General features: G+C 36.0%; 9 protein-coding genes and 1 pseudogene. 7 read left to right on the top strand and 3 right to left on the bottom strand.

Annotation, left to right across the window (positions count from 1 at the left end):
• The first annotated feature begins 172 nt into the window (after nucleotides 1–172).
• On the top strand, nucleotides 173–487 hold the full coding sequence (locus tag NI469_RS04045) for a hypothetical protein (protein WP_253174462.1): 315 nt from the start codon (nucleotides 173–175) through the stop codon (nucleotides 485–487).
• A gap of 69 nt (nucleotides 488–556) precedes the next feature.
• Here the strand turns inward: NI469_RS04045 and NI469_RS04050 are convergent, their stop codons facing one another.
• Nucleotides 557–820 (bottom strand): hypothetical protein, encoded by a 264-nt coding sequence (locus NI469_RS04050; RefSeq protein WP_174498903.1) that lies wholly within the window; start codon nucleotides 818–820, stop codon nucleotides 557–559.
• Between the two features lie 363 nt (nucleotides 821–1,183).
• On the opposite strand from NI469_RS04050, the gene NI469_RS04055 reads away from it, so the two are divergent.
• The 6 genes and pseudogenes from NI469_RS04055 to NI469_RS15965 form a co-directional block, all read left to right on the top strand.
• Nucleotides 1,184–1,858, top strand: coding sequence for a hypothetical protein (locus NI469_RS04055; RefSeq protein ID WP_005108362.1), 675 nt, complete (start codon nucleotides 1,184–1,186; stop codon nucleotides 1,856–1,858).
• Nucleotides 1,859–4,135, top strand: coding sequence for a hypothetical protein (locus NI469_RS04060; protein ID WP_253174463.1), 2,277 nt, complete (start codon nucleotides 1,859–1,861; stop codon nucleotides 4,133–4,135).
• On the top strand, nucleotides 4,119–7,274 hold the full coding sequence (locus tag NI469_RS04065; RefSeq protein ID WP_253174464.1) for a site-specific integrase: 3,156 nt from the start codon (nucleotides 4,119–4,121) through the stop codon (nucleotides 7,272–7,274). The genes NI469_RS04060 and NI469_RS04065 overlap by 17 nt, the downstream gene beginning before the upstream one ends.
• A gap of 155 nt (nucleotides 7,275–7,429) precedes the next feature.
• A complete protein-coding gene (locus NI469_RS04070; protein WP_005105086.1) occupies nucleotides 7,430–8,005 on the top strand; it encodes a LexA family protein in 576 nt (191 codons plus the stop codon).
• Between the two features lie 23 nt (nucleotides 8,006–8,028).
• The gene (locus NI469_RS04075) at nucleotides 8,029–9,327 is read left to right on the top strand and encodes a Y-family DNA polymerase (protein WP_253174465.1); all 1,299 of its coding nucleotides are present in this window, start codon (nucleotides 8,029–8,031) and stop codon (nucleotides 9,325–9,327) included.
• A 10-nt stretch (nucleotides 9,328–9,337) separates the two neighbouring features.
• A pseudogene (locus tag NI469_RS15965) lies at nucleotides 9,338–9,636 on the top strand (hypothetical protein); the annotation flags it as partial.
• Between the two features lie 716 nt (nucleotides 9,637–10,352).
• On the opposite strand, the gene NI469_RS04080 reads toward NI469_RS15965, so the two are convergent.
• A complete protein-coding gene (locus NI469_RS04080) occupies nucleotides 10,353–12,263 on the bottom strand; it encodes a bifunctional metallophosphatase/5'-nucleotidase (RefSeq protein ID WP_253174466.1) in 1,911 nt (636 codons plus the stop codon).
• A gap of 292 nt (nucleotides 12,264–12,555) precedes the next feature.
• A complete protein-coding gene (locus NI469_RS04085; RefSeq protein WP_407595355.1) occupies nucleotides 12,556–15,018 on the bottom strand; it encodes an ExeM/NucH family extracellular endonuclease in 2,463 nt (820 codons plus the stop codon).
• Nucleotides 15,019–15,193: the final 175 nt, after the last annotated feature.

The following is a 15,193-nucleotide window of genomic DNA, read 5'->3' on the forward strand; positions in this document are numbered from 1 at the left end:
ATTGCGAGTTGAAAAAGTCTAATGATTCTATGAATACACCTAACTTTTTCAACTAACTACAAATGTGTTGCACTTGGGATTTGAATCTGCGTCCCATAATATCCACTGCTAGGCAAAATTTAATTCATTCATTACTATGGACGGATGTTAAATACAATAAAGGCTGCCGCTAATGTCTGATAATGACAATACTCTGGATTATGATGAAAATGATTTAATCGATTCTCCCTTATCTCAAATTTTACAAGAGGATAATGAGCAAATTGAAGTTCTAATTTATCGATTACCTGATAGTGACTGGACACTGGAAGTGGTGAACCAAAGTGGTACTTCTACTGTATGGGATGAAACATTCCCGTCAGATCAGGCAGCTCTATCTGTCGCTTTAGATGGAATTAAAGCCGCAGGCGGTATTCAAGCATTTTCCGAACTCAGTGACCTCGAAGCAAAGAAAAATACTTTTCCTGAATCCCTTACTCGCCATTAAAAATGAAGCTGCTAGCGTGGATCTGAATCATTATTTTCTGGATTCTTAGAACCTGTCGCGATGATAGGTTCACTTCAACCCAAACCCATCTAGGGTTGAAGGGTCAAAGTTTTCATCAAACATAAACTCATCTGCTCGCTCTTTCTTTAATGTCGCAAGTGCATAAAAAAAACATTTCTCACATAACTGCAATTCATATCTTTCCCCGTCATGTTTAGAACCATAGCCCCAATGCGCAGATAAAGTTCCAAATTCCAATTTCGTTGATTGGTTGCATACATCACATACAATATCTGTAACGACTTCTACCTGTTTCAGTTGTTTAATTTCCATATACGGCTCCCGATATCAATCAAATTAAATTTGTCTACATAATTATCAAAAATTGATTCCTGTTTGGTTTTAATTACCATTAAAAAAGATCAAATTTGAGCATTGTTATTGTAATAATCAACTGTACTCATCCCTACTGTATTCATTGTAATCTGCTATGTGAACATCATAATAGAAACATGTTATTTTTTGCCAATTCACAAATATAGCTAACTAATAGTGAGTATCCTATCGAGTAGGAAATTTTGAAACCTTCAATAATAAAAAAACTTTAAAATCAAGAAAAAAATGATGCTTCCTGCCATATTCAAAAACTCTAAATATCCGTGAATATTACTGTATTATTTTTATTCAATGACATTTATGGATTTGACATCTGAACTACTTTTAAAGTTTCCAGCAACACAGATAAGTACTGTAAAAAATTTCAAAAAAAGCAGAATCACCATTCATCCACACGCTTATGGTTTCAATCTATGCTACTTAAATATGTGGAAAAATCTCGCAGTAGATTTAGATATTTCTAATCGTATAAAAGAACTTCATGTCTGGAAAACTCCAGAATTTGATAGCTACACCGTTTTTAATAATATTCACTTATATCTTAGCTACTTAAAGAATGATATCAAAGAAGTCACTTTAATTATTCATCATCAACAATCTTTTTCAGATGACGAATTATTATTTCTGAAAGAGTTATGCAGTCTTGAATTTATTCAATTCATCAAATCTACAAAATTTGACATTAAGCCTTTGAACCCACGAAAAACATTGCACTTGATTAATACACACCTTTCACGTCAAACACTATTAACTCTTAACAAAGAATCATCTTTGAAGCCACACCATCAAATGAGCCTAGAGTTACTTGCACACTTGCTTTCATGCTCTCGAAACCAACTCAATCAGCGGATGGAAAAGATCAAGCAAGAACGTACACAGATTTTTAATGAATTATCACTACACAGCAGATGTGTAAAAGATCTCTTAGATCACTCAAATAGCGATCTGAGTGCAGAAAAAATTTGGAGATCTTAAATGTCTAATGATCTAAACGAACATTTTGATTTACCAATGGTTTCAATTAAAAAAACAATTGAAAAATTGTTCGGTGATGAGCAATTTGAACGTGCACAACATATCAACTTTGTGATTGAACTATTGTCTTCTCAACAGACTGACAACTGTCTAGATGGTCTCAATCTCGATTGCTTTGACATCGATGTAGACTTTGATTCGCAACTGCCGACACCTCCGGTAATCGCGTTCACGAAAAAAGTTAAGATTAGTGATTTACCTATTACGTCATACATCAATTCAATTGCACAATTTTCTGAATTGCAGACGCATGCAAAAAATTGGAATATTTTAGTTTTAAAAGCGGCAATTTATCTAATTGCTCTTCCTGAGCTTAAACCAGAGCTTTTTAAACAAGCACACACAGAACACTTCAATACCATAAAGCGCTTATTTCAGCGCTTTAGGAATGCGAATAAAAATTTAGATACTGAAAAAAAATATCAAAATACAGAAGAGTATCAACGTCTCTGGAATACCTATCTTCAAGATCCAACGCTGAGCTTAGAACAATTTATTCAACATCTGATCACATTAGATAAGGATGAATTGCCTGAGTTTGACCGTAATCTACTCAATGATATTCGTGTTACCTTCAACTACGTTTTAAAAAACAAAGCGAAGATTGCACGTGCAAGTATCGGTACACAGCTTCAACATCAATTTCTTGATGAAGAACAATTCATTGAAGAAAGTGTAGAAATAAAAAAAAGTGCTAAATCTAAAGCACTGAATATAGAAACGTTAATTGATGAGCCAGTTAGTCGGCAAATTGTTGTCAATCTAACTCATGTCACACCACTGGCAGCACATTCAGAAACGATTCAAAGTTATGTTCTACCACTCGTTGCAAAACATATTCAACGTAAAGAACATTTACTCACGTCGAGTAGTTTTTTCCCAAATCCATCTAGCGTGAACCATCTACTGAAAAGACTTCATGTGGACTACTCTGAACATCAAAATAAAAGTGCTTTGATCCTGATACTTGCATTTTTAACAGGCAATAGTGTGAATGAGTGGTTATATATAGAAAGCAAGCGAGCTAAAAAATTAAATAACCGCCAAGAATTGCTCCATAAAAATGATCAGTTCTTCTTACGCAGTAAATTTAATATATTTGAGAACCGCAATTTTAAGTATTCGGACAGCTTGCTCAATCAGACTATCTATTTAGACATTCCAATTCCGAATCTATTCATAGAGGATCTTCGCAAAATGGATTCGGTTAGTATCGATGATATACAGCAATATTTACGCAAATTAAGACAAGAATTACTGATTCCAAAACTGTCTGTCGTAAAGGTGAGTTCTCTACTGCATCACACGGTTCTTGAAAAAACAGGTAATAAACAACTTGCAGACCTAGTTACAGGGATTGATGCAAATCAGTCATCGTCTATTTCTTATTGTCATCAGAATATCCCGCGTTTACACGCACAATATCTCGATATTTTAAAATCACTCTGTACGGATATAGTGCGTAAATATGAAAGTGGTGTTACCACTTCACCATCTGATTCAACACTTTATTTTGGTAGTCGTAAAGCTCCCAAGCCACAAGTCATTACAGAGATTTTTGCTGTATTGAAATTTAATATTTTTTCACAAGCCGAAGATGACCTAATTTCAATCTTTAATCATTACAACATCTGGTTATGGCATATCCTTCTTCTTTTTACAGCAGCACGCCCCGTTGCTGAATTCCCTGGATTTCTTAAAAACTTTAATTTAAAACGCCAAATTTTGATGGTTTCAGACAAAGAAATTGGTGGCCGCAATGGATTCGGACGCCTCATTCCGCTTTGTCCATTTTTAGTTGAAGAGATAAAAAAATTTCTTAATTTTTTAGAATATTTTTCGACTCAAATCATGATGAGTCAACCAGCTTTAAGTGATGTCATACAACAAATCAAAATGAGTAAGCTCCCCCTCTTGGGAATCATTCAGAATAATGACTGGATACCGTTAAGCCCATCTTCAGTAAAAAAATTTCATCCAGAATTAGGTCTTGATCATGCAAACTGGCATCGCCACACAGCTCGTGCATTTTTGACTCATAAAGTTTCTGAACCTGAAATTTTGGCACTTTTTGGACATGAGCTCATGCAACAAGAAGCAGCCCATCCATTTTCTAGTTTATCGTTCTCTCAATTTTCCAAAATTGCAGATGTTTTAGAGCAAATGAAAACGTATTTTAAAATTACAGGTGTTGAAGTTGATGTCCTCACGCAATAAAAAAATCTCAAAAAAACGCTATGCAGAAGACAGACGTCAACTTCAACGTAATGAATTAGAAAAGAATCTACGAGCTGATGCAGAACGTGAGCTCCGCCAATACTTTGATGAACAAAAATTCTCAACTGAAGACTTAATTCAAGCTTATCCTGCGATTTATGAGTTTATTAAACGTAAAGCACCAAATTTGGCTTGGAATAAATATGCACATGAATTCTTCCGAACATATATCAAAGACCTCAATAAGAGCAATAACCTAGACCTCCCACTACCTTATCTCACCTTCGAGATGAAACGCGATGAACCAATTTTCACTTTGGATTGGATCCAGGCCGGTCATGAAATTGACATCATCCTCGAAAAACTGTGGCACTACTGGATTCTTGCTCAAGATAGCTCGACGTTTTCTGATGAAGAAATTATTGCAAATATTCTGCTTTGCTCAATGCTATATGGTGGACTAAGTCAAACAGCAACATTAAATGCATTACTTGAACATTTAAAGAATCCCGTAAAAATCCAAAAAATTTGCGATTTAAATATCATCTTTTTAGAGCCATTTTCTCCAAGCTATGGCGATCTATTTGTCGATGAGAAAACAATTCGAAAATCGCGTAATTTTGTTCCAGATCAACTCACACGACTTTGGCTCATTCACTTCAACACAAGGCAAATTCGTGACATCAGTCTAGACGTGGATGCTTATCTACACCTCATTTTTCAAAAAATAAAACATCCATACACCCAAAAGACTTTCAAATTTCTACGTGACTATGCCAATTTTAATTGGGTACAACTGCACAATGCAGATATTGATCCTGCCCTCTCACAATGTTTGTTAGAAAACACGCTCACGTGTGGTTTATCTGAACATGAGTTTGAAAATTTTGCATTCCCAAAACTCAAAACTCAATTAAGTGATGAAATCGAACAAAATGTCTCTTCTACCGCCAAAGCCCTACCAGATCTCAATACGTCTGAAGCAGTAGAAAATATCATACTTATTCATAAAAACTTGCTGAAAATTATTCGCACACCATCAACGGAACACCCCATTGCTGAACTTATTATTGATTTTTGCCTGCTTCACCAAGAGCAGTTTAATAAGTTTTCTAAGCGTATTATCTTATGGCTCATCAGTCTGTATCGACCAAATTCAGAGCAAATAAAAAAATTATCAGCCACTTTTGATTTTGATACAACTCAGTACACGAAGGCATTTCAATATAATCAAAAACTCGCAGATAGTTCAATCTATACATATTACACCCGGATTGCAGAACCGTTTTTAACTCATGCCTTGCAATACTTCGATGCCGACGATGACATTAATGATCTGCTGAACAAAATCTATCAACAAATCATTAGCAATACACGACTTGCTGATGAAGCAGATCAACCTGAGTTTAAAAAATCTAACTCCCAAACGATCCGCATGTTGAAACGTTTCCACACCTTCCAGCAAATTGTTTTTCAAGCAGAAGATTTCGAACTTGAATTTATCGCATCGCAAAGTCGACCTCGGGCACGCATCATAGGTCATACAGCCTTCCAGGTCATATTAAAGAAGTTAAATCAGCTCTTACATGACCAATCCATCTCAGACCATCACTATAAATTATTAAAAATCATTTATATTTTGGCTTACCGTACTGGTATGCGTATTAACGAAATCCTCGGGTTACGTGTAAAAGATATCGAGGGTTTAGATCAATTTTCCATCTGGGTTCAACCGTATGGTTCGAAAAAACAAGGAAATCAACATCTGCTCAAAACTGATAGTGCGGAACGCATTGTGCCTGCCTACGCTTTGCTTAAAGACGATGAATACCAATTTTTTAGCGATTTTATTGTTGAAAAACGTTTAGAGAATAAGAAAAGTTTATATTTATTCAGCAATTTAAATGAAAATAAAAAACTGAATCGACACACTGTCACTGTGCCCCTAAAACTGATAATGAATCACGTGTTTAAAGGACATCATTATTCATTTCACTCTTTTCGTCACACTGCAGCGAATCATTTATCACTTGTACTTAACTGTGAATATGCGCCACTTGTGCAAGAGCTAACTGACTATAGCGAAAACGAATATCAAAAAATTCGAGATGAACTTCTTCAAAATCAACATGGACAAAACCATTGGTTTGTTATCGCACATCTTTTAGGGCATATAGAACCCATTGAAACTTTCAAAAGTTATATTCACTTAAGTTATCTCATTGCTGGTCAAAAACTACTAAAACATCATCCAGATATGCCAAATGAACTGGCTAAAAAAATCATGGGCTACAATGCAACATATAAAAATTTGAAAATAACAAAGGATGAAAAAAACTTTAATTTTGAGAAAAATCAGGCCGTTCTAGCCACTATATTATTGAATGATCAAACAAACTGGCTTCAGAGTAATGCTACTGACATTCTTGCAGAACTGTCAGTACAAACAAATCAATCCCATGACTTTTTTGCTTTCTTCGCCGGCACAGAAGGCTCTAAAATTTCACTTCAACGCTTTTATGAAACCTTAAATCAATTAGAGATTCACAACGATCCTCAAGCTGTATCTCAAAAAATGTGTTTACCAGAAGAGCTTGTCAATTATTGGTATGAAAATGCCCTAAATTTAGCAGACATTAAATCAAAAAAAGGGAATCCCCGTTTATTTAGTATTGATAGCTCAATCCACTTAAAACCAGCAATGCTTGATAGCGCTGAAGAGCTTTATACAGTGACATATTTTTTTGAACATCTACAGAAAATAGCTCGTAAAAATCCAGCACAAATTGCATACGTCCTAAATGTATTTTTAACTCGAGTGACCGCATCACATACCGGTATCCATTACCGCTGGAAGGATATCGATCAACTCGAACATTTTTACTCCCAAGTTAAGGCTTTATTTCCTGCCAAATTTTGGCACTTACTTGGACAAGATTTGCAAACAAAGTTAGATGGTAAACAACAGCCTCAACTTTTTAAATTAGCAAAAGCATCAACAGGTAAACATCCATCGACTCTAGAGGAGTTTCCTCGTCTGCAACTCTATTCGGTAAAAGATGGCCATGCTCTTGCAGCATTTAAGTTTTGTCTACATCTAGCCTGTATTGGCAGACCACGATCTCTTAAACTTCAATAGAAGTTACTCAGTATGCCGCGAATTAACAAAAGATAAGGCCTATAAGTTCCGGGAATTTATAATTTCACCTTAACCATTCATCCAAATTATATTGTTTTTACAAAGAGTTAAAGTTAATATTTGATTTTGTCACAAAATCAAATAGTAGGTAGATTATGAACAATAATCGTGGTGGAATCAGAGAAGGTGCAGGTAGAAAACTGAAATATAACGAGCCTACAAAAACATTAAGAGTGCCCCTCTCTAAGATTATAGAGATTAAAAACTATCTCAATAAGACAGAAAACCCGTGCTTTAATGATATTGCTTCAATCTCTGTTGTAGAGTCATCCACCTACATGAAAATTCCTTTAGCCGCTGAGAAAATCGCTGCTGGCTTTCCATCCCCTGCCCAAGACTATGTAGATAAAACTCTAGACATGAATGAACACTTGATTAGAAATGAAGCAGCAACCTTTGTGGTGAAAGTCGCTTCACTTTCTATGCGAGATGCAGGTATTGAGATTGATGATGAACTGATTGTAGACCGAAGTATTGACGCCAAACATGAAGACATCGTGATTGCACTGATCGACAATGATTTCACTGTAAAACGCTTAATGATCGAAAATAATTATCGTTGGCTTAAAGCTGAAAATCCAGATTGCTCAGACATTCATCTGCAAGATGGCCAGGAAATGGTGATTTGGGGTGTGGTTACTTTTGTCATTAAGTCATTTAGAAATCGTTAATTTCTTTATTGGTTTCCTGCCCAATGACCATATATTCTCAGAAAATCTACGCTTTAGTAGACATTAATAATTGCTATGTGAGTTGTGAGCGCATCTTTAACCCTGGTCTAAAAGATAAACCAGTAATTGTCCTGTCTAATAATGATGGCTGCGCTGTAGCCCGCTCTCAAGAGGCCAAGGACCTAGGCATTAAGATGGGTGTTCCTCTATTTCAGATCAAGGACATCGTTGAACAGCATCAGGTCCAAGTGCTTTCTAGCAATTATGCCCTGTATGCAGAGATGTCACGCAGATTCATGAAAGTCCTGTCCGACTTTGTTTCTCCTAAAGAACAGGAGATTTACTCTATTGATGAATGTTTTCTCGATCTGACAGCCCATGCGGGAAATTACGACTTAACTGACTATACCCAGCACATTCGTCAGCGTATTTTTTCTTGGCTTGGTTTACCAGTATGTATTGGCATTGGCAGATCTAAGACAGAAGCAAAACTAGCAAACCACATTGCGAAAAAGAATGTTTATCTGAACGGTGTATGCAACCTAGTTTCAATGGATCCTTGCTCTGCTGAAGATCTGTACCAAGCTATAGAAGTGAGTGAAATCTGGGGAGTTGGCAGGAAGCACAGCCAAAAGCTCAACAACATGGGGATACACTCAGTCATGGATTTCATTATGGCTTCGCCTCTGATGATCAGAGATCAGTTTTCTATCGTCATGCATAGGACATTACTGGAATTGCAGGGTGTTTCATGTATAGAGCTAGAGCATACGCGGGCACCAAAAAAGCAGATTGTTGCAAGCCGTTCTTTTGGACAAAGGATTTACCATATTGACGACTTAAAAGAAGCTATGAGCCTCTATGTGCAAGATGCAGTTACTCGTTTAAGAGGTGAAAATTTATTGTGTGGTTATATAATTGGCTTCGTACAATCTAACCCGTTTGACACGTATAGACCTTATTACAGCAAGTCAGCTGCAGTGACTTTACAAGAACCTACTGACAACCTGTTAGTGTTCTCTAAAATTGCTACCACGATGATTGATGACTTGTATACCAAAGATATTGCCTTTAAGAAATGTGGCGTGATCTTGACGTGCCTGGAGCCTAAAGCTTCCCATATTTATGACCTGTTCACTGACATGAAGCAAATAAGCTTAGACAATAACCTGATGGATTCACTTGAGGAAATCCATCATAAGTTTGGCAAAACCAAGCTGGCTTTAGGAGCAAGTACGTTACCGAATAGAACCTGGAACATGTCAAGAGATCGGCTAACTCAAAACTACTTCAAGTGGGATCAATTATTGAATGTGAAATAATTTGAATGATTTATTTCCTGCCAAATTTTGGCACTTACTTGGACAAGATTTGCAAAAAAGTTAGATGTTAAACAACAGCCTCAACTTTTCAAATTAGTAAAATCATCAATAGATAAATATCCATCGACTCTAGAGGATTTTCCTCGTCTGCAGCTCTATTCAGTAAAAGATGGTCATGCTCTGCAATTTTAGTTTTGCTTAGCGTGTATTGGCCGCCCACGATCTGTTCAGCTTAATGAGTTAGATGACATATCACCTGCTACCCTACATAAGCCTATGACTGTATTACACCAAGAGCGACTTTTTTAAAAAATTAACCCACTGTTCTATTTGTATTTAAATAGATATTCCTGGTTAATATTGGATTAAATATTCTTCATAGGCATGTAAATACTAGGCATCATTATCATCAATAGTGATCACCTGTTAGCTGTTTATAAATGTCGGTTCAAAGTTTTCATATCTCTTTCACTCATTGTGTAATTTATTTAAGGTTCTCTTTGCATTGACTGCATCCATGTGTACCACCAATAAGAAAAGAAAAACCCCGCTCAATAACTTGACGGGGCTGTTAGTACCGTAACAATTTCGGCTAGGGATTAGATATTTTTTTCAAGAAAAAAATCTGTTTAACTCTCCCAAATTAAACAGATCAATTTGCGCTGTATCACTAATTATTCAGTATTATTTATTTGCACTAAATATAAAATCAAATTATTTCACTATGATGAAAATAGTTTATTTGATTCTTAAATATCACTTAACGTCTTTCAAAAAATTACGACAAACCTTAGATTTTCCAGCAAAAACTATGTAATCAACTTCCATTGCACTATATAGACCAAATATATGCTTTACGAATCGAAATAGTTACTTCCCCTTTTAAATTAATTTGAATGAAAATTTAAAAAGTAATATTTCTCTAATCCATAGTTTTAAAAAAAAGAAGCTCAATGGAGCTTCTTTTTTTTAAAACTATGGATCGGTCTGAGCCAAAATTTTTATCTTTTATCAATAAATCCTTTTTATTCTTTATAATTTTGCGTGCTGTATTGCTCAACTGGCAATCGGGACAAGGCCTTTTGCCCTTTTTCACCAGGTAACCCTTCTACATACTGCAAAAATGCTTCTGCATAATCTAATCCCACATCTATACGACGCTCACCAGTAATGTCTTTAAAGCTTGTGTAAAAGTCCTGACCATCAGCCAGAAAGTTGATGGTAATTACTTGATAGGTCTGATTCATATTTAATGGCTGATATTGACCTTGTGCATTTCGAACCTTTAAATTGGATAAACGCTGACCCTTTGCCTTAGTTAAATCTACATCCCATTGTAGTCCACCCGCATATGGATAACTGCCTGTGTTATTACTCGTAACAGCATCCATGGCATCTTCCAGCACTGCTTTAATTTCTTGGCCAGTTGCATTTAATTGTACTAAGGTATTTTTGAATGGCAGCACTGTATAAATTTTCTCTACCGTAATATCACCTTGAGGCAGATCTACCCTTACCCCTCCTCCGTTTTGGATTGAAATATCTGCATTAAAATATTTTTTACCTTGCTGTAGAAATGCTTCGGCAACCAGCTGCTGTACATCACCCCCATGCTGATTAATAAAATCTGCTTTATTGCAGACATCACCTAAACTAGAACGTGATGTATCTTTGGTCATTCCTGGAACACGACGTAAGCATAAATTATCATTAGCAATGGCAACTTTTTCTTTGCCTAATAAGTTTTTAGCGACTTTATACGGTTCTAAAATACTTAAAGCTATAGCATCAGGCTGTACAATACGTAAGGAGTTACTATTTTCAATATCTCGCTTAATAGAATCTAGTTCCGTACTCATCAATGCTGGAGCATCTTTAGCTGTACGTTTAAAATCATCGCCAATCAATACATTGGCTTTTCCTGCACATGCTTCAATTTTACCATCGGCATCAAAGTTGACTTTGAGTTGTCCGACGACATAACTATATTGCCATGCCTGTACAACACAGACCTGATCACCATCTTTATTTTTTAATACAGTGGGATAGTCACCCTCTGGGCTTATACCGTAACTTTTAAGTTTCGCATCTGCCAGCAAGGTATGAGAATCTCCGCCAACAATGACATCAACGCCTGACAATTTAGTGGCTAAATCTTTTTCTAACCCGTACCCTAAATGAGATTGAACAATAATTTTATTGATGCCTTGCTGTTTTAGCTCATCAATATATTTTTGTGCAGTAACTACTTCATCATTAAATACAGTATCTTGATTTGGTCGAGAAGCATTTTTAGTTTTATTGGCAATCGTTAAACCAATTAAAGCAATTTTCTGCCCTTCTTTTTCCATAACTGTATAAGGTTTAACAAGGTTAGTTTGGTATAGTGCTGAAGTTTTTCCAAACTCGACATTTGCACTCAAGACTTGGGTTTTATTTTCACAATTACCTTTATCATTTAGGAATCCAATAAATTTTTTTAAGCCATCATCCGTATTATCGAATTCATGATTACCTAGCGTTAACGTATCGAAACAAACACTATTCATGAGGTCTGCCTCTGCTTCACCTTCTTTTAAAGTAAAATAGAGATCCCCAGTAATGGCATCACCTGAGTGAATTTTTATTGGATTTTTCTCAGTGCTTGCCAAGGTATTCATCAACGCAGCAACGCGTGCAAAACCACCATTAGAGACTTGTATTTCTTCACGTTTACCCATCGAAGTTTCAAGCATTAATTTAGTACTTTCCTCATCCAAATGTGAATGACTGTCATTAATATGTACTAAATTGACTTCCAGCGGTTTAGGAGGAATAACAGGCGTTATATTCGTATTTTCTTTACTATCATTATTACACCCAGTTAAAAACATACTAGAAACTAATAAACTGCATGTAAAACCCGAATACCTAGTTAGTTTATTATTAAAAGACATGACCACCCCACCTGATTATAATTTAAACAAACATCATGTAGGTCTGCTGTTTAAAATTCATGACATTCACTATTTTTTCTAATTGTTTTTTAACAAATGGTTAAGTTATCCCATTAGGGAACTTATCATTTCATGCCCTAGGCTTAAATTATAAATTTTGAATAAGCATATGTTTGATTACTGCTTGGCTAATTTTTTAAGCACTCAATAAAATAAGGAGAAATATGAAATTTCCCCTTATAGATTAAATTTATTTCGTCAGTTTTCTTAATTTACAGTCGATGAACTCATATCAAAATTTACGTCTACGTATCATGGAAACTAAAACGAGGCCCGTTAAGGTTAACATTGACCAGATCCCCATGCTGCCACCGCTTATTTTTCCTGTATCAGGATTACTCGATATATTTTCGTTTAAATCCATATCAACAATTACAGGATCATGATCGGAAGAACGGAATGCATCATCGCTATAGAATGCTGCAATTTGCTCATCTGTTTTATATTCTTCGTTATAGTCTAAGGCTGTCGGCTCATCAGCATTGATGTGCCAAGCAAAAGCGCGTTTCACCATTGGATATAAGTCTGCATCAGCAATTGCATGGTCTAGGTTTCCTGCGCCCCCATTGCCATTGGCATCACTTGCAACACCAAAGACATAACTATAGGCCGTTTTACCTTGTCCAATTTTTTCGTCATTGAGCAAGACTTTATAATTGGCTTTTTCTAATGCTAAAATCGGATCTTCTTTAGCATAACTATTCATATCACCGACCAGCAAATAATTTGGTTTAGCCACTTGTGTTGGATTTTTTGCAATCCACTGCATAAGTTTTTGTACTGCAGTTAAACGTGTTGCATTCCAGCAACCTTGACCATCACCCTGATCAGCATCGGCCAGAGTTTTATCGGTAGGACAACTGCCTTTCGACTTTAAGTGATTCGGTACTATCGTAAATATTTTTCCACCATTTACAGATTGGAAACTTTGCGCCATGGTGACACGGTTCTTTTCAGTCTGATCATCATAAACTGCAGGCTCACCAACAGGTTTTACGCGCTTACTGTTATAGATAATCGCAACTGCAATTGCATCTGTACCTAATTTTGTCATTTGGGTTGGAATGACATATTTCCAGTCTGCACCTAAGGCTTGCGATAAGTATGCCACTGCACTTTTATCATCAAAACCATTATTTGCGATTTCCATTAACCCATACACATCGGCATCAATTGTTTTTAAAGCACTGACAATTTTTTGATGTTGCTTCTTAAACTCAGTTTCTGAGCTTGCACCACGTTCTGTTGGGAAACCTTTTTCTGAACCATTATCATAATTTAAGACATTAAAAGCCGCAGCGCGAATTTGTTTAACATCTTTTGGAATCACCGTTGAAGGACGTAAATTAGTATCCTTGATAATTTCAGGTTGTGCCTTCCCCTGTATCGGTTGAATTCGCCATGCATTAAAACGATACTCTAAAATCCCCTCAACATTTTTCAGTTCAGAACCTGTTCTTAATGTATTTATGGCATTGAAGTTTTGCGGAAGTAATGGTGTTCTATTTTGATTATTATAGCCATCATCCAAGATAATTTTAGAAAGCAGATTTTGCTGGGCTAATGCAACTGCTTCAGCAGATTTTGCAGGATATAGATTCGTTGGAATATACAAGCGACCTAAACTTAAAGATAGCTCACCATAACGACCGTAATTGTAATTTTCACTTATCGTTAAAGTTTGTGGGATTTTAACTAGCATCCCTTGATAGCGTTTAGGTACATTTCCTGCTATCTCCGTCAAACTGGTAAACGGTAAATTAAGTGCCTGTGCCGTGACTGTATTGGATGCTTGTGTATTACAGGTTTGAATATTTTGATCAAGTTGATCTATTTGGAGTTGGTTTTGATATGAGGTTAAACGACCTTTTAAAATAACCTCTTCACCCACTTTTCCTCCAGTGATTTTACTACTTGCAGGAAGATAGACAAAAATAGCATTACTTAAATTGGATTTGGCTTTACTATCGGGAGTTTGTATATAAAAACCAGAAAAACCATTGTCATAACGGTAGTCTGCGGTAATAACACCACGAACAACATATGGTTGATTTTGTGCGGCAGATTGTAGGTCCGCAATCGCCGTATCTGCTGTATTACAACTGATAGGAGTAACGGGGGAGGTTATAGGCGCGCTTGTATCTAAATACTGGGAAAACTCATTTCGATCAGACCATTTAGACCATTCGCTTTCTAACTCAAATGCTGTTGCAGGATCAATTGAAGTTACATTATTTGAAGTTTTAGTACGTGACAAACTATTTTGATAACTACTAAAACCCACTCCCCAACCAGTACCTGGATCCTCTCCCACACGACCAAAACGGTCTATTGGAGTACCTTTATAAAACAGGACCAAGGTATCATCTCCATTAAATGCAAGTCCTGCCACTTGATTGACTTTATTACCAATTACTGCCTGCAACTCTGTTCGACCAATAATGTATTTTGCTTTACTTGCCAATGAGCCTTTTAATTGAAAAGTCGCAGATTTCGTGGTTGAACCATTAGTAAATTGTTGAATCTCATAGTCAGCTAAGTTCACTGTTAAACTGTCAGGGTTATAGATTTCCAAACCCTTTTTATTAGATGTACCATCTATATACTGACTAAACATTAATTGTGCATGTGCAGAAAACGAGCACCCCATAAGTATTAAACTTAAACTCAATATTTTTGGTTTTATATTCATAATGATTTTGAACAGTTGTTAAAATTCAAAATAGCTTAGTTTTTATACATGACATCACTATGAATAACTGATGACAGTTTTAGTGAAATCGCTTTTCTAGAATTTTTCTTATTAAGCCCCCAAGTTGTCCCGGTTTAAATCAACGTTGCCCCTTTTCTTCTAAATTCAGATAAAAGGC

This window comes from Acinetobacter lwoffii (assembly GCF_024129735.1).
Lineage (GTDB): Bacteria > Pseudomonadota > Gammaproteobacteria > Pseudomonadales > Moraxellaceae > Acinetobacter > Acinetobacter lwoffii_H.

Bases quoted from the DNA above. Each gene is read 5' to 3' on its own strand.
- NI469_RS04045 (WP_253174462.1), top strand. From the start codon at position 173: ATGTCTGATAATGACAATACTCTGGATTATGATGAAAATGATTTAATC.
- NI469_RS04050 (WP_174498903.1), bottom strand. From the start codon at position 820: ATGGAAATTAAACAACTGAAACAGGTAGAAGTCGTTACAGATATTGTA.
- NI469_RS04055 (WP_005108362.1), top strand. From the start codon at position 1,184: ATGGATTTGACATCTGAACTACTTTTAAAGTTTCCAGCAACACAGATA.
- NI469_RS04060 (WP_253174463.1), top strand. From the start codon at position 1,859: ATGTCTAATGATCTAAACGAACATTTTGATTTACCAATGGTTTCAATT.
- NI469_RS04065 (WP_253174464.1), top strand. From the start codon at position 4,119: ATGTCCTCACGCAATAAAAAAATCTCAAAAAAACGCTATGCAGAAGAC.
- NI469_RS04070 (WP_005105086.1), top strand. From the start codon at position 7,430: ATGAACAATAATCGTGGTGGAATCAGAGAAGGTGCAGGTAGAAAACTG.
- NI469_RS04075 (WP_253174465.1), top strand. From the start codon at position 8,029: ATGACCATATATTCTCAGAAAATCTACGCTTTAGTAGACATTAATAAT.
- NI469_RS04080 (WP_253174466.1), bottom strand. From the start codon at position 12,263: ATGTCTTTTAATAATAAACTAACTAGGTATTCGGGTTTTACATGCAGT.